At 73.0% G+C, this 25,066-nt stretch carries 23 protein-coding genes and 1 pseudogene; 16 read left to right on the forward strand and 8 right to left on the reverse strand.

Going from position 1 to position 25,066, the window contains the following annotated elements:
• The first annotated feature begins 22 nt into the window (after positions 1 to 22).
• The 9 genes from ACZ6O5_RS18840 to ACZ6O5_RS18880 all read left to right on the forward strand — a co-directional run bounded on the left by ACZ6O5_RS18840 (position 23) and on the right by ACZ6O5_RS18880 (position 7,531).
• On the forward strand, positions 23 to 445 hold the full coding sequence (locus tag ACZ6O5_RS18840) for a DUF350 domain-containing protein (protein ID WP_465978683.1): 423 nt from the start codon (positions 23 to 25) through the stop codon (positions 443 to 445).
• Positions 445 to 1,221 (forward strand): hypothetical protein, encoded by a 777-nt coding sequence (locus ACZ6O5_RS18845; RefSeq protein WP_465978685.1) that lies wholly within the window; start codon positions 445 to 447, stop codon positions 1,219 to 1,221. Before ACZ6O5_RS18840 ends, ACZ6O5_RS18845 begins: the two co-directional genes overlap by 1 nt.
• The gene (locus ACZ6O5_RS18850) at positions 1,218 to 2,786 is read left to right on the forward strand and encodes a polyamine aminopropyltransferase (protein WP_425785099.1); all 1,569 of its coding nucleotides are present in this window, start codon (positions 1,218 to 1,220) and stop codon (positions 2,784 to 2,786) included. Before ACZ6O5_RS18845 ends, ACZ6O5_RS18850 begins: the two co-directional genes overlap by 4 nt.
• A 40-nt stretch (positions 2,787 to 2,826) precedes the next feature.
• Positions 2,827 to 3,825, forward strand: a complete 999-nt coding sequence (locus ACZ6O5_RS18855) for a hypothetical protein (protein WP_465979068.1) — start codon at positions 2,827 to 2,829, stop codon at positions 3,823 to 3,825.
• Between the two features lie 67 nt (positions 3,826 to 3,892).
• Positions 3,893 to 4,675 (forward strand): hypothetical protein, encoded by a 783-nt coding sequence (locus ACZ6O5_RS18860; RefSeq protein WP_465978687.1) that lies wholly within the window; start codon positions 3,893 to 3,895, stop codon positions 4,673 to 4,675.
• Positions 4,676 to 4,747: 72 nt separating this feature from the next.
• Entirely contained in the window at positions 4,748 to 5,593 is an 846-nt protein-coding gene (locus tag ACZ6O5_RS18865) for a hypothetical protein (RefSeq protein WP_465978689.1), read from the forward strand.
• Complete coding sequence (locus tag ACZ6O5_RS18870) at positions 5,590 to 6,399, forward strand: SDR family NAD(P)-dependent oxidoreductase (protein WP_431933840.1); 810 nt, start codon at positions 5,590 to 5,592, stop codon at positions 6,397 to 6,399. Before ACZ6O5_RS18865 ends, ACZ6O5_RS18870 begins: the two co-directional genes overlap by 4 nt.
• A 157-nt stretch (positions 6,400 to 6,556) precedes the next feature.
• The gene (gene pyrE / locus ACZ6O5_RS18875; RefSeq protein ID WP_107162644.1) at positions 6,557 to 7,096 is read left to right on the forward strand and encodes an orotate phosphoribosyltransferase; all 540 of its coding nucleotides are present in this window, start codon (positions 6,557 to 6,559) and stop codon (positions 7,094 to 7,096) included.
• 57 nt (positions 7,097 to 7,153) lie between these two features.
• Positions 7,154 to 7,531 carry an ArsR/SmtB family transcription factor gene (locus ACZ6O5_RS18880; protein WP_007073957.1) on the forward strand — a complete coding sequence of 126 codons (378 nt, stop codon included), beginning with the start codon at positions 7,154 to 7,156 and terminating at the stop codon, positions 7,529 to 7,531.
• A 229-nt stretch (positions 7,532 to 7,760) separates the two neighbouring features.
• On the opposite strand, the gene ACZ6O5_RS18885 is transcribed toward ACZ6O5_RS18880, so the two are convergent.
• The 4 genes from ACZ6O5_RS18885 to ACZ6O5_RS18900 form a co-directional block, all read right to left on the reverse strand.
• Positions 7,761 to 8,543, reverse strand: coding sequence for a DedA family protein (locus ACZ6O5_RS18885; protein ID WP_405094107.1), 783 nt, complete (start codon positions 8,541 to 8,543; stop codon positions 7,761 to 7,763).
• Positions 8,544 to 8,681: 138 nt separating this feature from the next.
• Positions 8,682 to 11,198 carry a polynucleotide kinase-phosphatase gene (locus ACZ6O5_RS18890; protein WP_465978691.1) on the reverse strand — a complete coding sequence of 839 codons (2,517 nt, stop codon included), beginning with the start codon at positions 11,196 to 11,198 and terminating at the stop codon, positions 8,682 to 8,684.
• On the reverse strand, positions 11,195 to 12,652 hold the full coding sequence (locus ACZ6O5_RS18895; RefSeq protein WP_465978693.1) for a 3' terminal RNA ribose 2'-O-methyltransferase Hen1: 1,458 nt from the start codon (positions 12,650 to 12,652) through the stop codon (positions 11,195 to 11,197). The genes ACZ6O5_RS18890 and ACZ6O5_RS18895 overlap by 4 nt, the downstream gene beginning before the upstream one ends.
• A gap of 229 nt (positions 12,653 to 12,881) precedes the next feature.
• Positions 12,882 to 14,447 carry an LPXTG cell wall anchor domain-containing protein gene (locus tag ACZ6O5_RS18900; protein ID WP_465978695.1) on the reverse strand — a complete coding sequence of 522 codons (1,566 nt, stop codon included), beginning with the start codon at positions 14,445 to 14,447 and terminating at the stop codon, positions 12,882 to 12,884.
• Between the two features lie 168 nt (positions 14,448 to 14,615).
• Between ACZ6O5_RS18900 and ACZ6O5_RS18905 the strand changes: the two genes are divergently transcribed.
• Both ACZ6O5_RS18905 and ACZ6O5_RS18910 read left to right on the forward strand, forming a co-directional pair.
• Positions 14,616 to 15,101 (forward strand): SigE family RNA polymerase sigma factor, encoded by a 486-nt coding sequence (locus tag ACZ6O5_RS18905; RefSeq protein WP_465978697.1) that lies wholly within the window; start codon positions 14,616 to 14,618, stop codon positions 15,099 to 15,101.
• Entirely contained in the window at positions 15,098 to 16,141 is a 1,044-nt protein-coding gene (locus tag ACZ6O5_RS18910; RefSeq protein ID WP_465978699.1) for an LCP family protein, read from the forward strand. The genes ACZ6O5_RS18905 and ACZ6O5_RS18910 overlap by 4 nt, the downstream gene beginning before the upstream one ends.
• Before the next feature lie 6 nt (positions 16,142 to 16,147).
• On the opposite strand, the gene ACZ6O5_RS18915 is transcribed toward ACZ6O5_RS18910, so the two are convergent.
• Entirely contained in the window at positions 16,148 to 16,360 is a 213-nt protein-coding gene (locus ACZ6O5_RS18915; protein WP_281933614.1) for a hypothetical protein, read from the reverse strand.
• 136 nt (positions 16,361 to 16,496) lie between these two features.
• On the opposite strand from ACZ6O5_RS18915, the gene ACZ6O5_RS18920 reads away from it, so the two are divergent.
• Both ACZ6O5_RS18920 and fbaA read left to right on the forward strand, forming a co-directional pair.
• Positions 16,497 to 16,880: a phage holin family protein gene (locus ACZ6O5_RS18920; protein ID WP_465978701.1), complete on the forward strand. Its 384-nt coding sequence runs from the start codon at positions 16,497 to 16,499 to the stop codon at positions 16,878 to 16,880.
• Between the two features lie 132 nt (positions 16,881 to 17,012).
• Entirely contained in the window at positions 17,013 to 18,035 is a 1,023-nt protein-coding gene (gene fbaA / locus ACZ6O5_RS18925) for a class II fructose-bisphosphate aldolase (RefSeq protein ID WP_465978703.1), read from the forward strand.
• Between the two features lie 101 nt (positions 18,036 to 18,136).
• Here the strand turns inward: fbaA and ACZ6O5_RS18930 are convergent, their stop codons facing one another.
• Entirely contained in the window at positions 18,137 to 19,348 is a 1,212-nt protein-coding gene (locus tag ACZ6O5_RS18930; RefSeq protein WP_465978705.1) for an LOG family protein, read from the reverse strand.
• Between the two features lie 259 nt (positions 19,349 to 19,607).
• Between ACZ6O5_RS18930 and ACZ6O5_RS18935 the strand changes: the two genes are divergently transcribed.
• Complete coding sequence (locus ACZ6O5_RS18935) at positions 19,608 to 20,036, forward strand: DUF3151 domain-containing protein (protein ID WP_465978707.1); 429 nt, start codon at positions 19,608 to 19,610, stop codon at positions 20,034 to 20,036.
• Between the two features lie 47 nt (positions 20,037 to 20,083).
• Here ACZ6O5_RS18935 and ACZ6O5_RS18940 read toward each other — a convergent pair whose 3' ends face one another.
• Together ACZ6O5_RS18940 and ACZ6O5_RS18945 are read right to left on the reverse strand one after the other, a co-directional pair.
• Positions 20,084 to 22,210: a MinD/ParA family ATP-binding protein gene (locus tag ACZ6O5_RS18940; RefSeq protein WP_465978708.1), complete on the reverse strand. Its 2,127-nt coding sequence runs from the start codon at positions 22,208 to 22,210 to the stop codon at positions 20,084 to 20,086.
• A 73-nt stretch (positions 22,211 to 22,283) separates the two neighbouring features.
• Positions 22,284 to 23,282, reverse strand: a complete 999-nt coding sequence (locus ACZ6O5_RS18945; RefSeq protein WP_465978710.1) for a diacylglycerol kinase family protein — start codon at positions 23,280 to 23,282, stop codon at positions 22,284 to 22,286.
• Between the two features lie 122 nt (positions 23,283 to 23,404).
• Between ACZ6O5_RS18945 and ACZ6O5_RS18950 the strand changes: the two genes are divergently transcribed.
• Positions 23,405 to 24,694, forward strand: coding sequence for an adenylosuccinate synthase (locus ACZ6O5_RS18950; RefSeq protein WP_465978712.1), 1,290 nt, complete (start codon positions 23,405 to 23,407; stop codon positions 24,692 to 24,694).
• A 198-nt stretch (positions 24,695 to 24,892) separates the two neighbouring features.
• Positions 24,893 to 24,997: pseudogene (locus tag ACZ6O5_RS18955) on the forward strand (type IV toxin-antitoxin system AbiEi family antitoxin domain-containing protein); the annotation flags it as partial.
• Positions 24,998 to 25,066: the final 69 nt, after the last annotated feature.

The raw sequence follows: 25,066 nt of genomic DNA on the forward strand, positions 1-25,066 counted from the left end.
CTTCCCTCACCCTGGAGTTCCTGTGCAGCATCTCGTCACCGATCTGCTGGTCACCCTCGCCTACGGCGTGATCGGCGTGGTCCTGATGGCCGTCGGCTACCTGCTTGTCGACCTGGCCACCCCCGGCAAGCTCCACGAGCTGATCTGGGTCGAGCGCAACCGCAACGCCACGCTGCTGCTCGCCTCCAACCTGGTCGGCGTCGGCACCGTCGTGGTCGCCGCGATCGTGGCCAGTGACGACGACTTCACGCTCGGGCTGGTCGGCGCCGCCGCGTACGGGTTCCTCGGTCTGGTGATCATGGCGGCGGCGTTCGTGCTGCTCGACGTGGCCACCCCCGGCAAGCTCGGCGAGCTGCTGGTCGACCCGGACCCGCACCCGGCGGTCTGGATCTCCGCCACGGTGCACGTCGCCACCGGCGCGATCATCGCCGCCGCCATCAGCTGATGACCAACAGCAAGACCACCGCGACGGGCGCGCAGAAAAAGCGCCAACAGGTGCTGATCTGGACGGTGATCATCGGGGTCACGGTCGGTGCCTGCGTCCTCGGGGCGATCACCGGCGACTCGGACACCACCGTTCCCACGCCGGCCGCCGACGAGCGCTCCGGCACCGTGCCGATCCTTGAGACCGCCGCCGACAGCCAGGGCATCTGCTACGGGTGGCGACTGCTCGACGGGTACGACCCGGTGAGCGTCGGCTCCAACCTCGGCGACGGCACCGCGGTCGAGGGCGCGGCCGGCTGCGCGCGCTGGATCGAGGTGACCGCCAACGTCTTCTACACGTCGTCCAGCAGCGAGTCGAACGACTCCGCCGCGATCCGGGTCCGAGGCTCGTCGGACATCGATTTCTCGGACCTCTCTGCGATCGAGTCGGGGCTGGGCCGCTTCGGGCTGGACGAGGACGCGTTCGTCGACGAACCGGGTTGGGCCGTCACCCGGGCCGCCACGATGCTGCCGCTGCTCGCCGCCGAGCGAGGGCTGGCCGACCCGGCCGCCACCCCCACCGCCGAGCCGGCCACCCCGGCCGCCCCGCTGCCGGACGCCGGCAGCGACTTCTGGCGGGACCGGTGGGTCCTGCTGCTCACCACGGTCGGGCTGTTCCTGGTCGCCGCGCTGTTCATCGCCGTGGGCGTGCGACAGCGGAATCGACAGCTTCGAGGACCGGTGCCCGCGCAGCGCGCCGGGGCGGGACCCGCCGGGCGTACCCGGGAGGGAGCGTGACCGTCGACGTGCCCGCACGGCCGCGGTGGCGCGCGGCCCGCGCGGCGGTCCTGCTCGCGGTCTTCGTCTGCGCGGCCTGCGGCCTGGTGTACGAGCTGGCGCTGGTCGCGCTCGGCAGCTACCTGATCGGCGACGCGGTCGGGCAGGCGTCGATCGTGCTCGGCGTGATGGTCTTCGCGATGGGCGTCGGCGCGCTGGTCGCGAAGCCGTTGCAGTCCCGGGCCGCGCCCGCGTTCGCGGCGATCGAGCTGACGCTCGCGCTGCTCGGCGGTCTCTCCGTGCTCGGCCTCTACGCGGCGTTCGCCTGGCTGGACCTCTACGGCCCGGCGCTGGTCGGCACCGCGTTCGTGCTCGGCCTGCTGATCGGCGCGGAGATCCCGCTGCTGATGGTGATGCTGCAACGCATCCGCGAGCAGTCGGCGGGCAGCGCGGTGGCCGACCTGTTCGCCGCCGACTATGTGGGCGCGCTGCTCGGCGGGCTGGCCTTCCCGTTCCTGCTGATGCCGATCTTCGGTCAGCTCAAGGGCGCGCTCGTGGTCGGCGCGGTGAACGCCGTCGCCGGGGTGGTGCTGGTGTTCACCGTGTTCCGCGACGAGCTGAGCCGCCGGGCGCGGGTCGGCCTCGGCGCCGGCTCCGTCGTGGTCGCGCTCCTGCTCGGGTACGCCTGGGTGACCGCCCACGACTTCGAGGTGACCGCGCGCCAGCAGCTCTACCGCGACCCGGTGGTGCACGCCGAGCGCAGCCGCTACCAGGAGATCGTGCTGACCCGCTCGGTGCGGGAGGTCGGCCACACCGACACCGACCTGCGGCTCTTCCTCAACGGTGACCTTCAGTTCAGCTCCGTCGACGAGTACCGCTACCACGAGGCGCTGGTGCACCCGGCGATGCGCGGGCCGCACGGTGACGTGCTGGTGCTCGGCGCCGGCGACGGGCTGGCCGCGCGGGAGATCCTGAAGTACCCGGACGTGCGCTCGGTGACGCTCGTCGACCTCGACCCGGCCGTGGTGACGCTGGCCCGCAGCGAGCCGCAACTGCGCGACCTCAACCACGCCTCGCTCACCGACCCCCGGGTACGGGTGCTCAACCTGGACGCGTTCGGCTGGCTGCGGACCGCCACGCAACGCTTCGACGTGGTGATCGCCGACCTGCCCGACCCGGACGAGACGGCCACCGCGAAGCTCTACACGGTCGAGTTCTACGCGCTGGTCCGGCCGGTGCTGGCCCCGGGCGGGCGGCTGGTGGTGCAGTCCGGCTCGCCCTACTTCGCGCCCCGGTCGTACTGGTCGATCGAGCGGTCGGTGCGGGAGGCGGGGTTCGCCACCGTGCCGTACCACGTCGACGTGCCGAGCTTCGGCGACTGGGGGTTCGTGCTCGCCGCGCCCGGCGACGCCGCGCCCGAGCTGGCCCTGCCGGCCGACGCGCCGCCGCTGCGTTTCCTCACCCCGGCCGTGCTCGCCGCCGCCGCCACGTTCCCCGCCGACCGGGGCCGGGTGGACGTGCCCGCCTCCACGCTGTTGCAGCCCAGGGTCCTGGAGTACGCCCGCGAGGAGTGGCGCGGCTACTAGGTTTCGGAGCATGCGGGCACACCATCGGCTGGTCCGCCGGCTGCCGACCCGGGCGATCGACGCCGCCGCGTACCTCCAGGCGTTCGTGCTCTCCGGTGTGGTCACCGTGCTGGCCGTCCGGGCCTACCTCCAGGCCGCCAACTATCCGCAGCTCGGCGGCGGTGGGCTGCACATCGCGCACGTGCTCTGGGGTGGCCTGCTGCTCGTCGTCGGCCTGGGCATCGCGCTGGTGTTCCTCGGTGGTGGGCCGCGCACCGCCGGCGCGGTGGTCGGCGGAGTCGGGTTCGGGCTCTTCATCGACGAGGTCGGCAAGTTCGTCACCGCCCGCACCGACTACTTCTACGCACCCGCCGCGGCCATCATCTACGTCGCGTTCGCCCTGCTGGTGCTGCTCACCCAGGCGGTACGCGGGCGCACCGGCCGGGCCAGGCTGACCCCGGCCGAACGCGCCGCCAACGCGCTCGACCTGGTGCTCAGCGGCCTGCCCGGCGGGCTGACCGACAGGCGTCGGATCGCGGTGCTGCGCCTGGTGCAGGGCACCGGGCCGGCCACCGAGGCGGCCCTGGCCCAGGTGCTGGACGCGGTGCCCCGCCGGGAACCGCCGCCGGTGCGTTTCTGGCAGCGCGGGGCGGCGTGGGCCCGACGCCTCGCCGCCTGGGCGGTGGGCCGCCGCTGGCTGGTCTGGCCGGTGGTGGTCTGGCTGGTGGTGGAGCCGGTGGCGACCGTGGTGGCGGTGGTCGTCGACGGCGTGACCGGAGCGCTGGACCAGGAACGGGAGTGGGGCGCGGTGCTCGGCGTGAGCGCCACCGCGCTGGTCACCGCCGTGCTCAGCCTGCGCGCGGCCTGGCTGCTGCGCCGGGACCGGACCGAGGCGTTCCGCCTGTTCAAGCTGGCCATCCTGGTCGACCTGCTGTTCGGACAGGTCTTCAACTTCACGGTCAACCAGTTCGGCGCGGTCTCCGCGGTCGCGCTCGACCTCGCGCTGCTCGGCGTGGTCACCGCCGAGCACCGGCGGCTGCGCCGCGCCGCCGACCGCTGAGGCCTCCTGCCGTGCTCACCTGGCCCGGGATCGCTACGGTGGTGATCTCATCCAGGGAGGGAGAATCATGGTCGATGCTCCGGGCACCTCGCCCCGCGTGCGTCCCAGTGTGGTGACGCTTTCCAGTTGGCTGCTCATTCTCGTCGCCGCGATCCAGGTGCTGAACCTGATCGTGACGCTGTCCGTCATCGGCAAGATCCGGGACGTGCTGAAGGACGCGTACGCCGGCACCTCGGCCGAGTCGGCCGGCGACGTCGCGTACGCCTTCACCATCGGCACGTCGATCCTGTCGCTGCTGCTGGCGGCCGGTCTCGTCGTCTTGGCGCTGCTGAACAACCGGGGCAAGAACGCCTCCCGCATCACCACCTGGGTGGTGGGCGGCATCCTGTTCTGCTGCACCGGCGGCAGCCTGCTCAACGGCGTCTCCGGCGGCACCATGGGCGGCGGCAACACCAGCGGCGACCTGCCCAGCGGGCAGGAGATCCAGCGCCGGCTGGAGGACGCGCTGCCGTCCTGGTTCGCCCCGGTCAGCACGCTGCTCGGCGTCGTCGCGCTGCTCGCGCTGCTGGGCGCGCTGATCCTGCTGGCGCTGCCGAAGTCGAACGAGTTCTTCCGCAAGCCGAAGGCGGGCTGGGAGCCGCCGGTGCCGGGTGGCGCCTACCCGGCGTACCCGTCGGCACCGGGCCAGTCGGCCGACCCCGGCTATCCGTCGGCTCCGGGGCAGTCGGGCGACCCGGCGTACCCGGCGTACCCGTCGACCCCCGACCAGCCGCCGACCACGCCACCGCCGGCCGGGCCGACCGGTCAGCCGGGCGAGCGTCGTGACCCGGAGCCGCCCTCCGGAAACTGACGTCCGGATATCAGCGACGCCGACGGTCCCTCCGAGTAGGTTGCAAGCCGACGCCTACCGGAGGGACCTGTCGTGTCGTACCCCGATCGGGCCGCGCCCCGCCGGCCGGGCACGGTCGTCGCGGCGGTGGCGGTGCTGCTGCTGATGGCGGTCGGCGCCGTGGCGTACGCGGCGACGAACCTGGTGATCGCCGGCGGCACGGTGGACCGGTTCCGGGCCGCCGCGGCGGGCACCGACGCGGGCGGTGACGACATCGACCGGGTCGCCGGCCTGCTGCGCGGCTCGACCGTGCTGGCCGCCGTGCTCGGCGTGCTGGCCGCGCTGCTGCTGGTCGGGCTCGCGCTCGGGCTGCGCGCCGGCCGCCCCGGCGCACGGGTGGCCACCTGGGCGGTCGCCGGGCTGGGGCTGCTCTGCGGCTGCTGCGGGTTCGCGACGCTGGTCGGGCAGCGGGCCGCCCCGCTGCGGCTCGGTGCCGACGACCGGGTCACCGCCGACCTGCTGGGACTGGTCGGCGGCGCGTACCCGGACTTCTGGATCGCGGCGAACGCGGCCATGCTGGTCGCGCAGATCCTCGGGTACCTGGTGGTCGTCGCGCTGCTCGCGGCGCCCTCGGCGAACGCCTTCCTGCGCCGTCCGGCCCCGGCGCGGTCCGGCCCGGCCACCGGCTACGGCGCGACCGTGTCCGGCGGTCCCGCCTCGGGGCCGACGCCCTGGGGCCCGCCACCCGGCCTGACCACACCGACCGGGCCCCCGCCGTTGTCGTCGCCTCCGTCCGCGCCACCCGCGTCCGCGCCGCCGATGCCTCCGTCCGCGCACCCGTTGCCGTCCGCGCCCTCGTCGCCGTCCGCGCCGCCGATGCCTCCGTCCGCGCCGCCGTCGTCCCCGTCCGGCCCGCCCCCTCCGGAGGATCGTCCATGACCGACGCCGCCGCACCCGTCCGTCGCCGGGCCCTCATCACCGGCGCCAGCCTGGGGATCGGCGAGGCGTTCGCCCGCCGGCTCGCCGCCGACGGGTGGGACCTGGTGCTGGTGGCCCGGGACGCCGCCCGGCTCGGCGCGCTGGCGGCCGAGCTGACCGGCCGGCACGGCGGCGCGGCGGAGACGCTCCCGGCCGATCTGTCCACCGACGACGGTTGGGCGATGGTCGAGCGCCGGCTGACCGCCGGCTCGCCGGTGGAACTGCTGGTGAACAACGCCGGGATCAGTCTGGACACCCCGTTCGTCAGGTCGGCCGTGCCGGACGAGGTGCGGTTGGTCCGACTCAACGTGTTGGCGGTGCTCCGGCTCACCCACGCGGCTCTCGGTCCGATGATCGAACGAGGTCACGGGGCAGTGATAAATGTCTCTTCGGTTGCGGGGTTCGGGGTGCCCATGCCCGGATCGACATACTCCGCCAGCAAGGCGTGGGTGACCAATTTCAGTGAGTCGATCGGCCAGTCGGTGGCTCCGCTCGGTGTACGTGTGATGGCGCTCTGCCCCGGTTACACGCGCACCGGAATTCACGAGCGAACCGGCATAGACATGTCCCGACTGCCCGCCTGGGCCTGGCTGCGGGCTGACTCCGTCGTCGATGAAGGGCTTCGTGACCTGGGCAAAGGCAAATTGGTGAGCGTTCCGGACTGGAAGTACAAGCTGGCCGTGGCCGGGCTGCGGCACGCGCCGAAACGGCTGCTGCGCGGCTTCACGCGCGACACCCGGGGAGCTGTCGACCGGGCTGGTGGGTGACCGGGCGGTGCTCCCGGCGATCGGGTCGATCCGTCGCCTGACCGGGATGGACGGTCGCACAGCGTAGCCGGGCATCGCCACTCATCGGTTGCCCGGAGGGTTGACGGCGGTGGGCCCCACAGACGGCGTACAGACTCGGGAAGTACGCTCTATCGCCATGGGCGACCACGACGACCTGCGTAAATTCATCACTGACCTGGCTGTGGTCCACGGTCGGGTGGTGCTCTCGTCGGGCCGTGAGGCGGACTGGTACGTCGATCTGCGTCGCGTCACGCTCCATCACCAGGCCGCTCCCCTGATCGGCCGGGTGATGCGCGACCTCACCGCGGACTGGGCGTACGACGCGGTCGGTGGCCTGACCCTGGGCGCCGACCCGGTGGCCGTCGCGATGCTGCACGCCTCGGCCGGCACCGATCGCCCGCTGGACGCCTTCGTGGTCCGGAAGGCGGGCAAGGCGCACGGCCTCCAGCGCCGGATCGAGGGCCCGGACGTGTCCGGGCGTCGGGTGTTGGCGGTGGAGGACACCTCGACCACGGGCGGAAGTGTGTTGACCGCCATCGAGGCGTTGCGTGAGGCGGGCGCGGAAGTCGTGGGCGTGGCGGTTATTGTTGATCGAGGCGCCGGCGACGCGGTGCGAGCCGCCGGACTGCCTTATCGGGCGGCCTATACGTTGGCTGACCTCGGCCTTGTGGCCTAAAAGTTTGCCGATTCGGATCTGCTGATATGCAGGCGGATCGATGCTGCTGGTGGAAGGATGGAATACGTGGGAACTGCGTTGGCTGAAATGACCATGCCTCAGATCTCGCCGCTTGCCGGCGAGCCGATCGAACGCGCCGACGCCGAGCGGCTGGCGGGGGTCCTCAAGGCCCTCGCCGACCCCGCCCGGCTGCGGCTGCTCAGCCTGATCCAGTCGGCTCCCGAGGGGGAGGCGTGCGTGTGTGACCTCACCGCGCCGCTCGGCCTCTCGCAGCCGACGGTCAGTCACCACCTGCGTATCCTCACCGAGGCCGGCTTGCTGGAGCGGGAGAAGCGCGGTGTCTGGGCGTACTACCGGCTGGTGCCGACCGCGATCGCCACGATCGCGGATCTGCTCACCCCGCCGCGGAAGCGGGCCACCAAGAAGGCTCGCTGACACCACTGCCCGGTTGCGGACGGGTCGGCCGGCCGGGTCCCGGCGCGCTGACACGCGCGTCGAACCCGACAGGCCGTTCCGCCCGGATGTGGGTGACCGGTGGCGTGCCAGGGGTGGCGCCATCGACGCACGGTGACGGCTGCCGTCATCCGTGTCACCCGCGACCCGACAGGTCAGACGCGAAGGCCGGCCCCCGCCCGGGGGCCGGCCTTCGGTGTGTCCGAATCGGTCAGCGGCGGTGCTGGCCGCCGTGCCCGTGTGGGTGGTCGTCGCCGTCGAGGGCGTCCCGGGCGGCGTCCACGGCGCCGGCCGCGGTCGCCGCGGCGATCACCGCGACCGCCTCGCCGCGCTTGCGCGCCCGCCGGTCGCGGAGGAACTCGAAGAAGATCGGCAGCACCGAGATGAGGATGATCAACGCGACGACCGGCAGGATGTACCTGTCGATCTTGTCGCCGATGGCGTCGTAGATCTGGCGGGCCAGCAGGTAGCCGATCAGCAGGATGCCGTCCACCCAGAGGACCGCGCCGACCACGTTCCACACGAAGAACTGCCGGGCCGGCATGCCGAGCACCCCGGCCACCGGGTTCAGGAACGTCCGCACGATCGGGATGAACCGGGCCAGCACCACGGCCTTGGCCGGGCCGAACTTCTGGAAGTAGTGCTCCGCCTTCGCCACGTACTCCCGCTTGAACAGCCGGGAGTTGGGCTTGTCGAACATGCGTCGGCCGTAGCGCGCGCCGAGCCAGTGCCCGAGCTGCGCGCCGGCGATCGCGCAGATCGGGCCGCCGATCATCAGCCCGGCCAGCGACAACCGGGTGCCGTCACCGAAGATGGCGTCGGCCACCGGCGAGGCGGCCACCCCGGCCAGGAAGAGCAGCGAGTCACCCGGGAAGAAGAAGCCGACCAGCAGACCGGTCTCGGCGAACAGGATCGCCCAGACGCCGATCATCCCGAAGGTGTGGATGAGGTCCTTCGGGTCGAGCGGGTTCAACGCCACGTTCTCGGAGATCATCCGGGTCTTCTCTGCTGTGTCCACGGCCACATAGGGTACCCGTCCACCCCCCACCCCCGGCCCACCCCCGCTTTTTCCCGGAAAGAGCGCCCATTCGCCCGTCGATGGGCCCACTTTCCCGGAAACAGCGAGGGTAGGTCAGAGGCGCGGGTCGACCGGCTCGGACTCGCAGGCGAGGATCGCGAACACCAGCTCGTGACGACGCCAGAGCGGAGCGTCCTCGGCGAGCGCGTCCAGGGCGGCCAGGCCCAGGCCGTGCTCCCGCAACGCCAGGCCGCGCTTGCGGCCCAGCGACCGCTTGCGCAGCGCGGCGAGCTGCGCCGGCTCGGTGTACCCGGGACCGTAGATGATCCGCAGGTACTCCCGACCCCGGCACTTGATCCCGGGCTGGAGCAACGAGCCCTTCGGCGACCGGGCGGCCAGGCCGGCGTACGGCTTGACCACCATGCCCTCGCCACCGGCGGCGGTCAGCGCCAGCCACCAGTCGGTGGCCGCCGACACCGCCGCCTCGTCGGCCAGCTCCACCACCAGCCGCCGGGTCGGCGTGAAGAACTCCGGGTCGGCCGTGCGGAGCCGGTCCGCCAGCGCCAGATGCCAGCCGTGGTCGCGGTCCGCGTAGCTCGCCCCGGCACCGGCCAGCACCGCGAACGGGGCCAGCGTGACGCCGCGCAACCCGTCCGTCGGACCGACGTACGCCCGGTACGCCGCCGAGTACGCCGTCACCTCGGCGGCCCGCTCGGCCATCCGCGCCCGCAACCCGTCCACCGGCAGCCCGCGCCCGGCCGCGGCGTCCAGCGTGGCCAGCACCGCCGGCAGCGCCGCCCGCCCGGCCGCGCCCACGCTGGCGTACTGCTCGCGGATCAGGCCGCCCGCCTTCGCCGACCAGGGCAGCAGCTCCGTGTCGAGCAGCAGCCAGTCGGTGTCCAACTCGGCCCAGAGACCGGCGGTGGTGACCGCGGCGCGCACCCGGGCCAGCAGCTCGTCGTCGAGCGGCGGCCCGAAGAACGGCCGGCCGGTACGCGTGTGCACCGCCCCGCCGCCGAACCGGCCCGGCTCCCGTTCCACGAGCACCACGGCGCGGGAGCCCATGTGCTTCTCCTCGCACACCACCCGGTCGACGCCGGCCGCGCGGTAGTCGGCGAACGCCTGCGCCGGGTGCTCCAGGAACCCCGCCACGGTCGACGTGGAGCAGGGCGCCATGGTCGGCGGCAGCCACACCAGCCGGCCCGGGTCCAGCGCGTACCGGCTCATCACCTCCAGCGCGGCGGCGGCGTTCTCGGCCGGCACGGTCAGCGACCCGTACGCGTGGGTCAGGTGCCGCCGACCGGTCACGTCCGCCACGTCCAGCACGGTGTCCGGCCGTGCCGGGACGGGCGGGACCAGCGGGCGGGCCGGGGCGTACCACTCCCGCTCCGCCGGGACCGCCACCAGCTCCTTCTCCGGGTAGCGCAGCGCGGTCAGCTTGCCGCCGAACACGCAGCCGGTGTCCAGGCAGATCGTGTTGTTGACCCACTCCGGCTCCGGCGTCGGGGTGTGCCCGTACACGACCATGGCCGAACCCCGGTAGTCGCGCGCCCACGGGTAACGCACCGGCAGGCCGTACTCGTCGGTCTCACCGGTCGTCTCGCCGTAGAGCGCGAACGACCGCACCCGGCCGGACGCCCGGCCGTGGTACGCCTCCTTCAGGCCGGCGTGCGCCACCACCAGCCGTCCGCCGTCGAGCACGTGGTGGCTGACCAGACCGTCGATGAACGCCTCCGCGCCGGCGACGAACTCCGCCGGCTCCGCGGCGAGCTGCGCCATCGTCTCGGCCAGGCCGTGGGTGAGCCGCACGTCCCGGCCGCGCAGCTTGCGCAGCAGCTTCTGCTCGTGGTTGCCCGGCACGCAGATCGCGTGCCCGGCCGCCACCATGCCCATCACCAGGCGGAGCACGCCGGGCGAGTCCGGGCCGCGGTCCACCAGGTCACCCACGAAGACCGCGGTACGCCCCGACGGGTGCGACGCGTCCACCGGGCGGCCCGCGTCGTCGCGGCGCAGCGCGTAGCCGAGCCGGGACAGCAGCCCCTCCAGCTCGGCGCGGCAGCCGTGCACGTCCCCGACGATGTCGAACGGGCCGGTCAGCTCGCGCCGGTCGTTGAACAGCTTCTCGTAGCGGACCTCGGCCGCGTCGATCTCCTCGACGCCGTGCAGCACGTGCACCTTGCGGAAGCCCTCCCGGGCCAGCCGCCCGTACGACTGCCGCAGGTCACGGCGCATCCGGGTGAGCACCTGCCGGCCGTGCGTCCGGTCGGCGCGCGCCTCGGTGCGTTCCCAGGCCACCGTCTCCGGCACGTCGAGCACGATCGCCACCGGCAGCACGTCGTGCTCCCGGGCCACCCGGATCAGCCCGGCCCGGGCGTGCGGCTGGAGGTTCGTCGCGTCCACCACGGTCAGCCGACCGCGCCGCAGCCGGATGCCGGCCACGTGGTGCAGCGCGTCGAACGCGTCGGCGGACGCCGACTGGTCGTTCTCGTCGTCGGCGACGAGGCCACGGAACATGTCCGAGGAGAGCACCTGGCTGGGCGCGAAGTGCCGGCGGGCGAACGTGGACTTGCCGGCGCCGGAGACGCCGACCAGCGCCACCAGCGCCAGCTCGGGGATGTCCAGGACGGTCATCGGCTCGTCTCCTCCTTCCGGTCGTCGCGGGTGAAGATCGCAAGCTGGGTCGGGGTACCCACCTCGGGGTCGTCGTCGCCGACGCCGCCGAGCGCGGCGGTGTAGCCGTGCGCCGCCGCGACCCGGGCCACCCAGGCCGCGAACTCCGCCCGGGTCCACTCGAACCGGTGGTCGGCGTGCCGGAACCGGCCCGGCCCGAGCCCCTCGTAGCGGACGTTGTACTCCACGTTCGGGGTGGTCACCACCACCGTGCCCGGCCGGGCGTGGCCGAACACCGCGTCCTCCAGCGCCGGCAGCCGGGGCGGGTCGAGATGCTCGACCACCTCCATCAACACCGCCGCGTCGTAGCCGCGCAGCCGGTCGTCCCGGTACGTCAGCGCCGACTGCCGCAGGCGGATGCGGTCCCGCTGCCGCTCCGGCAGCCGGTCCAGCCGCAGCCGACGGGCCGCCATGGCGAGCGACCGGTCGGCCACGTCGACGCCCACCACCTCGGTGAACCGCCGGTCGGCGGCCAGCGCGGTGAGCAGCGCACCACCACCGCAACCCAGGTCCAGCACCCGGCTCGCGCCGCTGTCGCGCAACGCGGCGAGCACCGCCTCCCGCCGGCGTACCGCCAGCGACGCGCGACGCGGGTCCGCGTTCCCGGCCGGCGCGTCCTCGGCGGCGCCCGGGTCGACGCTGTCGTCGGCGGGCGGCTCGTCGGCCAGGCGCAGCTCGGCCAGGCGGGCCAGCGCCGCGCCGGCCAGGGCCCGGCGGTGCGCCAGGTAGCGGCGGGTGATCAGGCCCCGCTCCGGGTGGTCGGCCAGCCAGCCGGAGCCGGCCCGCAGCAGCTTGTCCACCTCGTCCGGGGCGACCCAGTAGTGCTTGGCGTCGTCCAGCACCGGCAGCAGCACGTACAAATGGTTGAGGGCGTCGGCGAGCCGCAGCGTCCCGGTCAGCGTCAGGTCGACGTAGCGGCTGTCACCCCAGTCCGGGTACGTCTCGTCGAGCGGGACCGGGGTGGCCGTCACGGTCCAGCCGAGCGGGGCGAAGACGCGCACCGCCAGCTCGGCACCGCCCCGGCAGCGCAGCACCGGCACCCGTACGGTCAGCGGGAGTTCGGTGGCGGCCAGTTCGGGGCGGTCCCGGGACTCGCCGCGCAGCGCCGAACGGAACACCTTGGTCAGCGCCGAGGAGAGCAGGCTGGAGGCGGCGTACGGGCGGTCGTTGACGTACTGCCCGAGCGTGAAGCCCTCCGGGGAGGTCGACTGCCTGCGGCCCCGGCCCCCGCCCAGCTTCAGCGGGTCCACCTCGACCAGCAGCGCCGCCGTGCACCGCGCCTCGTCCGCCTCCGGGTAGAACACGTGCGCGGTGCCGGCGGGCAGGTCGAAGCTCTGCACGCGGTCCGGGTGCTTGACGAGGAGGTGGCCGAGGTCGGTGGCGGGGTGGTGGGTCGTGGTGAGGGTCAGCAGCACGGGGTTGATGTTCCTTGATCTTTGCTGTGGTGTCGTGGGGGTTTCCGGGGGAGCCCGACCCGCTCCGGGCGGTCAGGCTTGATCCCTGCGCGGGTCGGGCTCCCCCGGAAACCCTGTCGTGGTCGGTCTCCGTCGGACCGTGCTGCTTTTGGGGTCTTCTTTCGGGGTGCTCTGGATGTGGGGGTGCCCCGCCGATGTGGTGGTCGGCGGGGCACCCGGGGTGGTTCGGTCAGGCGACGAAGCGGGTCTTGCGGCGGCGGGCCACCACGTAGCCGCCGAAGCCGGCGGCGAGCAGCAGCGCGCCGATGCCGGCGATCAGGCCGGTGGAGGAACCGGTGATCGGCAGCGTGCCGCCGTCACCGCCACCCTGGCCGCCGTCGCCACCCGCGGCGGCGTTCACGACGACCTTGGCGGTGTCGTTGGCCGGCTTCAGGTCACGGATGAAGCCGCCGTCGCACTGGCACGTGACATTGATCTTCACCGGCCCGGTCGCGTTGGCGATCACCTTGTCGATCCGGAGCGAGAAGTCCAGCATCGCCGACTCGCCGGCCTTCAGCACGCTGCCGAAGTAGCAGAAGTAGTGGCGCTGGCCCGGCTCGCCCGGCTCGCCCCACTCCTCGCCGTTCCTGGTGATGCAGTTCTCCGGTACGGCGACCGCCGTCGTGCCCTGCGGCACGTCGAAGTTCAGGTAGGTGACCGAGCTGCCCGCCCGGTTGTAGTCGAGCGTCGCCGGACCGTTGTTACGCAGCCCGAAGGTCGCCTTCACGGTGGCGCCGGCCTTGCCGGTCACCGAGGTGCCGAGCGCCTCGAGATCGGTGCCGTTCTTACCGGTCGCCGTCACCGTCATGATCGCGCCGTTGTTCTCCGGCTGCCGATCGGCCTGGAAGCCCCGGGCGGTCGCCTTGCCGGGGACCGCGGTGAGGGCCAGCTCGCCGTCGGTGCCCGGCTTACCGATGGTCTCCTGGTAGAAGCCCACGTCCTTCTGGAAGTCCTCGAACTCGGCCGGGGTCATCCAGATGATCTCGCCGTACTTGGAGCTCGGGGCGTAGGTGTCCGCGCCGAGGACGTACGGCAGCGACGCGCTGAAGGTGCTGCCCGAGGGCAGTTCCGCGTCGAACGTGCAGGTGCGCAGCTCGTCGCCCGCGTAGGTGCAGTTGTTGAAGTGCTTGGCCGCGTTGAGGCCGTAGTCGTTGTAGAAGATGGCGACTGCGCCCTTGGCGGTGAGCTCGCCCGCGTTGCTGACCGTGGCCGGAGCGGTGAAGGTGCCACCCGGCGCGACCGACGTCTTGGTCTCGGGACCGGCGGCCAGGTCGACGCCCTCGCCGACCCGGATCTTCGCGTCGTGCGAGACCGGCTCGTAGCCGGCCGCGGTCATGGTCACCTTCAGCGTGCCGGCATCGCCGTCCTTCGCCTTGGCGGTGGCCTTGAGCTGCACCTCGAAGATGCCGCTCGAACCCCACACGTCCGCGTCGATGTCGAACGGGTCGGCGCAGAGCAGCACGTACTCCGACGGGGTGCTGCAGTAGGGGTCGTCCGCGTTGCTGACGGTCACCTTGCCGGCCAGGTCGGAGAAGTCGTAGCGGACGGCGACGTCGTGCAGCACCGTCGGGGCGGAGCTGTAGATCCTGCTTCTGTCGATCTTGCCGTCGGAGTTCGTCGCGATCGTGGTGTCGCTGAAGTAGAGGCCCAGCTTGACCTGGGGGGCCGCGGCGACGGCGGGAGTGGCGGAGGCGGCGACGAACGCGCCTGCGACGCCCAACCCGGCGAGCCAGCGCCGGGTGGAGTTGCTGAGCATGTAGGGGGTCCTCCCGTGGGGATGATCAGGTGGAGCCCGTGGAGCTTAAAGATTCCTTAAGCCGGTCCGGTGCCCCGAACGACGAACATTGACCGAACGGTTGATCACCACCGACGCAATGTTCGGTGCCCCCGCGCCCGTCTACCGAGCGGGACACCGGGAGGTGCAGTGACGTACGAGGAGTTCGTCGACGCGCGGCTGGGCGCGCTGCTGCGGTACGCGGTCATGTTGACCGGCGACCCGCACCAGGCCCAGGACCTGGTGCAGGAGACCATGGTCCGGGTCCAGCTCCACTGGCGACGGGTGGCCCGCGCCGACGCGCCGGAACGGTACGTGCGCCGGATGCTCACCAACCAGTTCGTGGACTGGCGGCGCGGCTCGTGGGCCCGCCGGGTGCTGCTGCGTGGCGAGCCGGACGACGCGGTGCCCGCGCCCGCCGACCACGCCCAGTCCGCGGTGGACCGGGACCAGGTCTGGTCCTGGCTGTCCCGGCTGCCCAGACGGCAGCGCGCCGCGCTGGTGCTGCGCTACTACGAGGACCTGTCCGACGCGGAGATCGCCGAGGTGCTCGGCTGCGCCGTCGGCACCGTCCGGTCGAACATCTCGCGCGCCCTGGCCACGCTCCGAGCCGAACACGTGGAGGTCTGCTCATGATCGAGGACGAGCTGCGGGCCGCGTTCGCCCGGTACGAGGCGCTGACGCCGTCCACCGGCCCGGTCCGGGCCGCCATCGACCGGGCGGTGGCCCGTCGACGTCGCCGCCGTCGGCGGGTACGCCTGGCCGGCACCGCGCTGGCGGTGGCCGCCGTCGCGCTCGTCGGCTTCACCGTGGTGGCGCCCCGACCGCCACAGCCCACGCCGCTCGCCACCGCCGCGCCGCCGCCCCCCGCCACCGCGCTGAACGTGCTGCTGCTCGGCCTGGACCAGGCGGACGCGAGCCGGCGGGCCGACTCGATCGTGCTGGTGCACGTGCCGGCCGACCGGAGCCGGCTCTACCTCGTGTCCATCCCGCGTGACCTGCTCGTGCCGATGCCCGACGGCGGGACGGACAAGCTCAGCGCGACCTTCGCCCGGGGTGCCGGTTCGGGTGACCTGGCGGCCGGCTACCGGGCCACCCGCCAGGCGGTCACCCGGCTGACCGGGGCGTCGGTGGACGCCGGGGCGGTGCTCACCTACCAGGCCACCCGGACGCTCACCGACGCGGTCGGCGGCGTACCGGTCTGCCTGCCGGCGGCGGTGCGCTCGGTGCACACCGACAGGCGTTTCCCGGCCGGCTGTCAGCGCCTCGACGGCGCGCAGGCGGTGGACCTGCTCCGACAGCGGTACGGCCTGCGCGAGGCCGTGCTGGACCGGGAACGCAACGCGCTCCGGTACGCGGCCGGCCTGCTCCGCCAGATACGCGAGCAGGGGATCACCACCGATCCGGTACGCCTCGGCCGGCTGATCGGCCAGGTCGGACCGGCCCTGACCACGGACACCGGTGACCTGTCCCTGCCGGCGTTGCTCTCCGTGGCCGTTCGGGCGGGCACCGCCGACCCGGTCGCGCTCGGCCTGCCGGTCCGCTTCCAGGAGTGGACGGCGCGCGGCTTCGAACCGGACCCGACACTCGTCGACGGGTTCCTGGAGGCGTTGCGGGGCGACCGGCTGGCCGGCTGGACCGCCGCCCACCCGGCGCAGGTCGTCAGCCTGCGCTGACCAGCGTCAGCGGTAGTCGTCCTCGTCGGCGCCCACCACGCGGGCCTGCTCCATGGCGTCCCAGTCGGCGACCTCCAGGCCCCGGTGCGGCTCACCGTCGGTGTCGTCGAGGGTGGCCGGGGCGGCCTGCTCGACCGCGTCGGCCGGCTCCGCCTCGGGGTCGCGTTCCTCCGGAGCGAGGTGGTCGCTCGGGGCGAAGTCCTCGTCGGGTTGTCCCATCGTCCCTCCCTGCGTCTCGTTCCGACCGTGTCCCCACCACCGTACGGGCTGGTCGGGGCCACCGCTCGGAGCCGGGCGAAGCGCGGAGTCGGCGATTGCGCCTCCCCGGGCGCGCGGCCGGTGCCAGGATGAAGGCGTGGGCTTCCTCATCCGGCTGGCGATCACCGCGGTCGCGCTGTGGGTGGCCACGCTGATCGTGCCCGGAGTGCAGGTCACCGGCCGCAACGGCGGCAACACGGTGTTCACGCTGATCGTGGTGGCGCTCGTCTTCGGCGTGGTCAACGCGGTGCTCAAGCCGCTCATCAAGGTGTTCGGCTGCGTGTTCTACCTGCTCACGCTCGGTCTGTTCGCGCTCGTGGTGAACGCGTTGCTGTTCCTGCTGACCGACTGGATCGCCGGCGTACTGCGCCTGCCGTTCCACGTCGACAGCTTCTGGGCCGCCTTCTGGGGGGCCATCGTGGTGTCGGTGGTGAGCTGGCTGATCAGCGTCGCCGTGCCGGACCGTCTGGAGGAACGGTGAGCGGTGCCCGGGTCGGTTGTGTCCCGCGTTCGCTTCTACGGGATACTGCCCGCGGTGGACAGCGCGGTCCGGCGCACCCGAGGAAAGACGACGGCCTGTACGGCCGAGAGCGGTAAGTAAGGAGCGTTCGACATGCCCATCGCTTCCCCCGAGGCTTACGCGGAGATGCTGGACCGGGCCAAGGCCGGCCGGTACGCGTACCCCGCGATCAACGTGACCTCCTCCCAGACGCTGAACGCGGCGCTCAAGGGCTTCGCCGACGCGGAGAGCGACGGCATCATCCAGGTCTCCACCGGCGGCGCGGAGTACCTGTCCGGCCCGTCGGTCAAGGACATGGTGACCGGCGCGACCGCGTTCGCCGCGTACGCGCACGAGGTGGCCAAGAAGTACCCGGTGAACATCGCGCTGCACACCGACCACTGCCCGAAGGACAAGCTGGACAAGTTCGTCCGGCCGCTGATGGCCATCTCCCAGGAGCGGGTCAAGAACGGCCAGGAGCCGCTGTTCCAGTCGCACATGTGGGACGGCTCGGCCGTGCCGGTGGCGGAGAACCTGGAGATCGCCGAGCAGCTCCTCGCCGAGGCCGCCAAGGGCAAGATCGTCCTGGAGATCGAGGTCGGTGTCGTCGGTGGCGAGGAGGACGGCGTCGAGAACGCCATCAACGACAAGCTCTACACCACCGTGGACGACGGCCTGGCCATGGTCGAGGCGCTCGGCCTGGGCGAGAAGGGCCGCTACATGGCGGCGCTGACCTTCGGCAACGTGCACGGCGTCTACAAGCCGGGCAACGTGAAGCTCCGTCCCGAGGTGCTCAAGCAGATCCAGGACGCGGTCGGCGCCAAGTACGGCAAGGAGAAGCCGCTCAGCCTGGTCTTCCACGGCGGCTCCGGCTCGCTGCTGGAGGAGATCCGGGAGGCGCTGGACTACGGCGTGGTGAAGATGAACATCGACACCGACACGCAGTACGCCTTCACCCGCCCGGTCGCGGACCACATGCTGCGCAACTACGACGGCGTGCTGAAGATCGACGGCGAGGTCGGCAACAAGAAGCAGTACGACCCGCGGGCGTGGGGCAAGCTGGCCGAGGCCGGCCTGGCCGCCCGCGTGGTCGAGGCCTGCGAGCACCTGCGCTCCACCGGCACCCGGATGAAGTAACGCGCTCCGCGTGAAAGGAGGGGCCCCTTGTTAACAGACGTCTGTTAACAAGGGGCCCCTCCTTTACCGCAGGCGTTAAAAGGGGGCCCCTCCTTGCACGGTCAGCGCACGAGGAGGGCGACCGCCTCGCGGGCGTCGTCAGTCAGGTGGATCGTGCGGGACAGGTCGCCGAACGGGGACGCGGCGAACAACGGTCGCAGCAGCGACTCCACCGGCAGTTCCGTGGTCCAGAACGCGCGGTCGAGGAAGACGTACGCGCCGCTGGCGCCGTCGGTGCCGTAGAACGTCTTGGTGGCGGCCTGGAACACCTCCTGCACGGTTCCGGCCCGGCCGGGCGCGAACACGATGCCGCCCCGGGCCAGGCGCAGGATGGTGTCCTCCCGGATGGCGTTGGAAAAATACTTGGCGATCCGGCCGGCGAACAGGTTCGCCGGTTCGTGGCCGTACAGCCAGGTGGGGATGGCCAGGCCGCCGGAGCGGGCCCACCCGGTGTCCGGCGCGGCCGGCCGGGGCGAGGGCAGCGACGGGCCGTCCGCGTACCGCTTGCGTACCGCCAGCGCCGCCGCCGTGTACCGGTCGTGATCGGTGAAGTCCGGCGCGGCGGCCAGCACGTCGATGGCGGCGGACAGCTCCTCGGCCGGCCAGGCCGCCAGGAACGCGCCGAGGTTCGCCGCCTCCATCACCCCCGGACCGCCGCCGGTCACCACCAGGCGGTCCGCCCGCGCCAGCTCCCGACCCAGCACCGCCGCCATCCGGTACGCGGCGCTGCCGCGCGGCACCGCGTGCCCACCCATCACGCCCACCACGGACTGCGGCCCGTGCACGGCCAGCCACGCCCGGGTCGCGTCGGCCAGCGCGTTGTCCACGCCGTGGTCGTGCAGCCGCTGACCGAGCGCCTCGCGGACGTCCGGCAGCGCGCCGCCGTGCGCCCGGAAGTGCGCGTACACCCGGGTGTCGTACATCCCGGCGAACCCGCCCTCGGCGAAGCCGGCGGCCAGGTCGTCGGCCGTGTAGAGGTGCGACGGCTGGGTCGGGTAGGGCAGCCCGGAGAACGGCGGCACGACGTTGGCGCCCCGGCGGACCAGGTCCGCGCCCACCTCACGGTCGGCGAACCGGCAGCCCACGAAGAGCGTGCCGGCGACGTCGACGTCGCGCAGGTCCGGAACCGGATCAAGGTCGAGGCGGAGCCCCTGCACGGTCAGGCCGGCGAGGGTCCCCCCGGCCAGCCGGTGATCGAACTCGGTCCGGGTCTGGACCTCGTCGACGTGGGGCGCGTGCGGCTCGATGACGTCCGCGGGTGGTGGGGTCGGCACCAGATCATCCTGCCCCGGCCGGGCAACCTCGCAAACCCGGGCGGTACGGACAGGAGCCCGGCGGGTGCGCCGCCGGGCTCCTGCGTAACCGGTCCTGGGGAGGCTCCGGACCTGTAGTTGTAGTGCAAGAACCACCGCGGCGGCATGGGCCGCGGGTACGTGTGGTCCCGCCGAGGCGTGACGAAACCCTCAGCCGTTCAGCCGACCGACCGGCCGGCCCCCCTCGCGCGCGCCAGGGCGAAGCGGGTTGAATGGGGCGATGCAGAACCTGTTGCCAGAGCCACCGGCCACCCTGCTCCCGGTTTCCGAGGAGGCCGACGCCGCGCTCGCCGCCGCGGTCGAGCAGGGCACCGAAGAGGCGTACGCCGAGGTCGCAGCCCGCTTCCCGACCTACAGCGCGGCCTGGGCGTCGCTGGCCGGCCGCGCGCTCGCCGCGGGCCAGGTCGTCCCGGCGTACGCGTACGCCCGCACCGGCTACCACCGGGGCCTGGACCAGCTGCGCCGCAGCGGCTGGAAGGGACACGGGCCGGTGCCCTGGTCGCACGTGCCCAACCAGGGCTTCCTCCGCTGCCTCTACGTGCTCTCCCGGGCCGCCGGTGAGATCGGCGAGGCCGACGAGGCGGCCCGCTGCGCCCAGTTCCTCCGCGACTGCGACCCGGCCGCCGGGGATGCGCTGGCCAGCGACTGATCCGTCCCGCGACGGCCGGCCCGGACCCGGCCGGCCGTCGCGCCGTCCTACAGCCCTTCCGCCACCGACGCGGCGATCTTCAGCCAGGCGTCGCGGGTGGCGGCCGAGAGCTGGCCGTAGCGCAACGGCTCGCCGGTGTCGATGAGCCGCTCGTACGGCGCCAGCAGCACCGCCCGGGTGCGGGCGGCGAAGTGGGCCTGGATGGCCGGCAGGTCGATCTCCTTGCGCGACGGTGGCATCGAGACCACCGTGACCGCCTGCCGGACCAGCCGCTGCCGGCCGCTCTGCTCCAGGTGGTCCAGCATCCGGGCGGCGGTCTCGGCCGAGTCGTTCCGCGCCGACATGGTGACCACCAACTGGTCGGTGGCGTCCATGGCGGCCTGCCAGTTCTGCGCCCGGACGTTGTTCCCGGTGTCCACGAAGATCAGCTTGTAGAAGCGGCTGACCACGTCCCGGATCTCGGCGAACGCGGCGGCGGTCAACATCTCACCGCCGGTCGCCGACTCGTCCGAGGCGAGCACGTCGAACATCCCTTCGCCCTGCGAGCGGACGTACTGCGACAGGTCGCCGACGCGCCCCTGCGCACCCTGGAACTGGCCCAGGTCGCGCAGCATGTCCCGCACCGTACGGGCGTGGAAGTCCTGCTGCGCCCGCATGCCGAGGGTGCCCTGGGTCTCGTTGTTGTCCCAGGCCAGCACGTAACCACCGCGCTTCTGACCGAACGTCATGGCGAGCAGCAGGATGGCCACCGTCTTGCCGGCGCCGCCCTTCGGGTTGACCACGGTCACCTGGCGCAGCCCGCCGAAGTTGCGGCGGACCATCTCGATGTCGCGCTTCATCTCCTGCTCGTGCCGACCGGGCGCGAGCCGGACCAGCCCGATCCGGTTCACCACCGCGCGGACGCCCATGGTGGCCACCGGGTCGACCGGCCGCACCTGACGCCGCCGGGCGAAGTCCTCCGCCGTCGGCGGCACCACCTGCGGCGCCGGCCAGCCCTGCTCCGGGTACACCCCGGGCGGCACGGCCGGCTGACGCGCCGGTCCGGGCAGCGGCGGGTACGCCGTCCCGGTCGCCGGCGGCCCGGACATCGGCGGCTGCGGCGGCTGTGCCGGCACACCCGGTTGCGGCATCCCGGCCTGTGGCGGCATCACCGCGTGCGGCGGCACCCCGGCCTGGGCCGACCTGACCGCCTGTGGTGGTACGGGTGGTACGCCGCCGTGTGGCGGTACGCCGCCGTGTGGCGGTGCTCCCGCCTGGACCGGTCCACCGGCCGGGGACGGCCCGCCCCCCTCCTGTGGCGTTCCCGGCTGCGGCGGCGGCCATCCCGGCGGGTACCAACCCGGCTGACCGGGCTGCGGCGGGTAGGTGACCGGCGGGTAGACCGTGCCGGTGCCGGTGCCGGTGCCGGTGCCGGTGCCGTGCGGCTGCTGCGGCAGGGGCACGCCCGGCGACGGCGGGAACGGGCCGAGCCGGGGCGGGGACTCCTCGGCCGGGTCGCCCGGCCCGGCCGCCGGCTGCGGACCGTCCACGGGTGCCGAACCGACCGGAGCGGTGGCGGCCTCGACGGTGGCGCGCTGCGGTGGCTGCGCCCACGGTGACTCGGTCCGGCCGTTCGCCGGGACGTCACCGCCACCGTTCACCCGCGTCGGGGTCGGGGTTGGACCGGCGTCGTCCACGGGTGCGGCGGTGGCCCCGGGGCCGTTCGCCGGGGCGGCGGGCTGGTCGTTCAGCGTCGCCGGCCGGTACGGATGCGCTGCCGGCTGGTACGGATGCGTCGCCGGCTGGTACGGATGCGCCGCCGGCCCGGCTCGATCGACGTCGGCTGTCGAGGCGGCCCACGCCGGAGCCGGCGGCCCACCCGGGCCCGGAACGGGCATCGGCGTGGCCTGCGGCGACGGAACCGGGGTGGCCTGTGGCGATGGGACCGGCGTGGCCTGCGGCGACGGGGTCGGGGTGGCCTGTGGTGACGGGACCGGGGTGGCCTGTGGCGACGGAACCGGGGCGTCGGCCGGCGGGAGGGGCCAAGGTGGCACGGCCGGCTGGGCCGGGGCCGCCCACGGCGGCGCGGTGACCACCCCGTCGATCTCCTCGGGCGGCCAGAGCGGCTCGATGTCCCGCTCCGGCACCTGCGGTCGGCCCGGTACGTGGGCCCGGTCGTCGTTCTCGTGCACCACGGTTCCTCCAGATCCCTCCCGCCGAGGATAGGCGGTCCGGCCAGCGGTGTGGCCCGGCACGGATCGATCAGGGTCAGCCCGTCCAGACCGCCCAGGCGCCCGGCTCGGTCCACCAGGACCGTTTCCGACTCAGTTCACCCTCGACGCCGTCGTCGAGGAAGGGCACCCGATCGTCCCGGGGCACGACCGCCACGGCCCGGCCCCGGGCCCGGCGTACCTCGAGCCGGACCTTCTTCCGGCCCAACGCGGATCGGGTGACCACGGGCACGGCCACGCCCACCGCGATCCGGCCGTCGGTCGGATCCGGGTCGGCCAGCAGCGTCACCTCGCCGAGGCGCGCGTACCCGCCGGCGTTGCCGATCGCGCACGCGGTGATCGGCTCGGTGCCGTCGCTGAGCACCGCGCCGTCGACCTCGACGCGGGCCCGCCAGTGCAGTGGCCGCCCGGCGTCGTCGGCGGCGCCGAGCAGCGCGCCGTCGAGCGTCACCGAGCCGCCGTCGTTGCGCAGCAGGTCCAGTCGGCGTGCCGTGCCGTCCAGCACCGCCGTGGCCACCGCCGCCGGGTCACGCGGCAGCCCGAGCTGCGCGGCCAGGTCCCGCGCCGGCCCGGACCGGGCCGGATCGAGCGGGAGTACGCCGACCGGGGGCAGGTCGGGCAGCGTGCGGTTCTCGGCGAGGTCGGCGGGGCGGCGGCTGGGCGGCGGAGCGTACCGGCGGACCAGCCGGCGCAGCACGGCGCGTAACTGGCCGTCACTGGCCGTGGCGACGATCAGCCGGGTCTTGCCGTCGGGGTCCGGCCAGGTGAGGCCGTCGGGGCGGGGTGGGCCGTCGAGGCGGGCCAGCACCTCGTCGATCTCCGCATCCGACCGGGCGGTCACCGTGGTCACCCGCGCGCCCCGGGCGGTCAGTGCGTCCGCGCAGGCCAGCACCGGTACGCGCGGCGTCTCGCAGCGCTCCTCGCCGGCTGCCTCGACGGTCTCGTCCGCGCCACCGCAGCAGGCCCCGCCGCTGCCGCAGCCCGCACCGGGAGCGTCCCGCTCCGAGCCGAGGGTGAGCAGCACCACGTCGTACACGAACGAGCCTCCTGCTTCTCGACGAACCCCTGCCGGTCCCGCCGTCACTACTTGTTAGCCTGACACCCCGGGCTCGCCGACCGGTCGCCACCTGGCACCCGAGCCTTCTGGAGGCGGAGAAGATGCCAGCGATCGTGCTCCTCGGCGCCCAATGGGGCGACGAGGGCAAGGGCAAGGTTACCGACCTGCTGGGTGAGCGGGTCGACTACGTCGTGCGCTACTCCGGCGGGAACAACGCCGGCCACACCGTGATCACGCCGGACGGCCAGAAGTACGCGCTGCACCTGATGCCGTCCGGCGCGCTCTCGCCGAGCGCGATGATCGTCATCGGCAACGGCGTGGTGGTCGACCCGAAGGTGCTACTCCAGGAGATCGACGGGCTCGCCGAGCGCGGTGTGGACGTCTCCCGGCTGCGCATCTCCGGCGACGCGCACCTGATCATGCCGCACCACCGGGCGTTGGACCGGGTGGTCGAGCGCTACCTGGGCAGCTCCCGGATCGGCACCACCGGCCGGGGCATCGGCCCGGCGTACGGCGACAAGGTCGCCCGGATGGGCATCCGGCTCCAGGATCTGCTCGACCCGGGCATCCTGCGCAAGAAACTGGAGCTGGCGCTCCGGGAGAAGAACCAGACGCTGTTCAAGGTCTACAACCGCAAGGCGATCGACGTCGACGAGACCGTCGAGGAGTACCTCGCGTACGCCGAGCGGTTGCGGCCGTACATCGCCGAGACCCGGGTGATGCTCTGGGACGCGCTCGACCGGGGCGAGACCGTGCTGCTGGAGGGCGCCCAGGCCACCATGCTCGACATGGACCACGGCACGTATCCGTTCGTCACCTCGTCGAACCCGACCGCCGGTGGGGCGTGCGTGGGCGCCGGCATCCCGCCGACCGCGATCACCAAGGTCATCGCGGTGAGCAAGGCGTACACCACCCGGGTCGGCTCCGGCCCGTTCCCGACCGAGCTGTTCGACGACAACGGGCAGCACCTGCGCAAGGTCGGCCACGAGTACGGCACCACCACCGGTCGGGAGCGCCGGTGCGGCTGGTTCGACGCGGTGGTGGCCCGGTACGCCTGCCGCCTGAACGGCGTCACCGACCTGGTGGTGACCAAGCTGGACGTGTTGACCGGCCTGCCCAAGGTGCCGATCTGCGTCGGGTACGAGATCAACGGCGAGCGTTTCGACGACATGCCGATGACGCAGACCGAGTTCCACCACGCCACGCCGATCTACGAAGAGCTCGACGGCTGGTGGGAGGACATCACCAAGGCGAGGACCGAGGACGAGCTCCCCGAGAACGCCCGCCGCTACATCGCAAGGATCGAGGAGCTGACCAACACCCGGGTGAGCGTCGTCGGCGTAGGCCCCGGCCGCGAGGAAAACGTCCTCCGCCACCCCCTCCTCCCCTAACCCCCAACCCCCTCCCTCCCCGCCCTTTCCCGAGTTGATCAAGGAGTTTGCGTCAGGATTCGAGCTGATCCAGACCCAAACTTCTTGATCAACGACGCTCCGGCGTGTGGGTTGTCCACAGGTTTGTCCACAGGGGTTCTGGAGGGGGCGGTTCGGGGGCAGCCTGGGGTGGTGGCTGATCGTGTGACGCTGGGGCGGGTGGCTGCTCGGCAGGGCGGGGTGGTGACCGCCGTGCAGGCCCTCGCTCTGGGTTTCAGTCGGGACCAAGTGCGTCATCTCGCTCGGTCCGGGCGGTGGATTCGGGTCGCTCGTGGCTGTTTCGTGCCGGTGCCGCAGGTGGACGTCGCGTCACTCCGGCGGGCCAGGATCCGG

This window comes from Micromonospora sp. NPDC049201, from assembly GCF_055586805.1.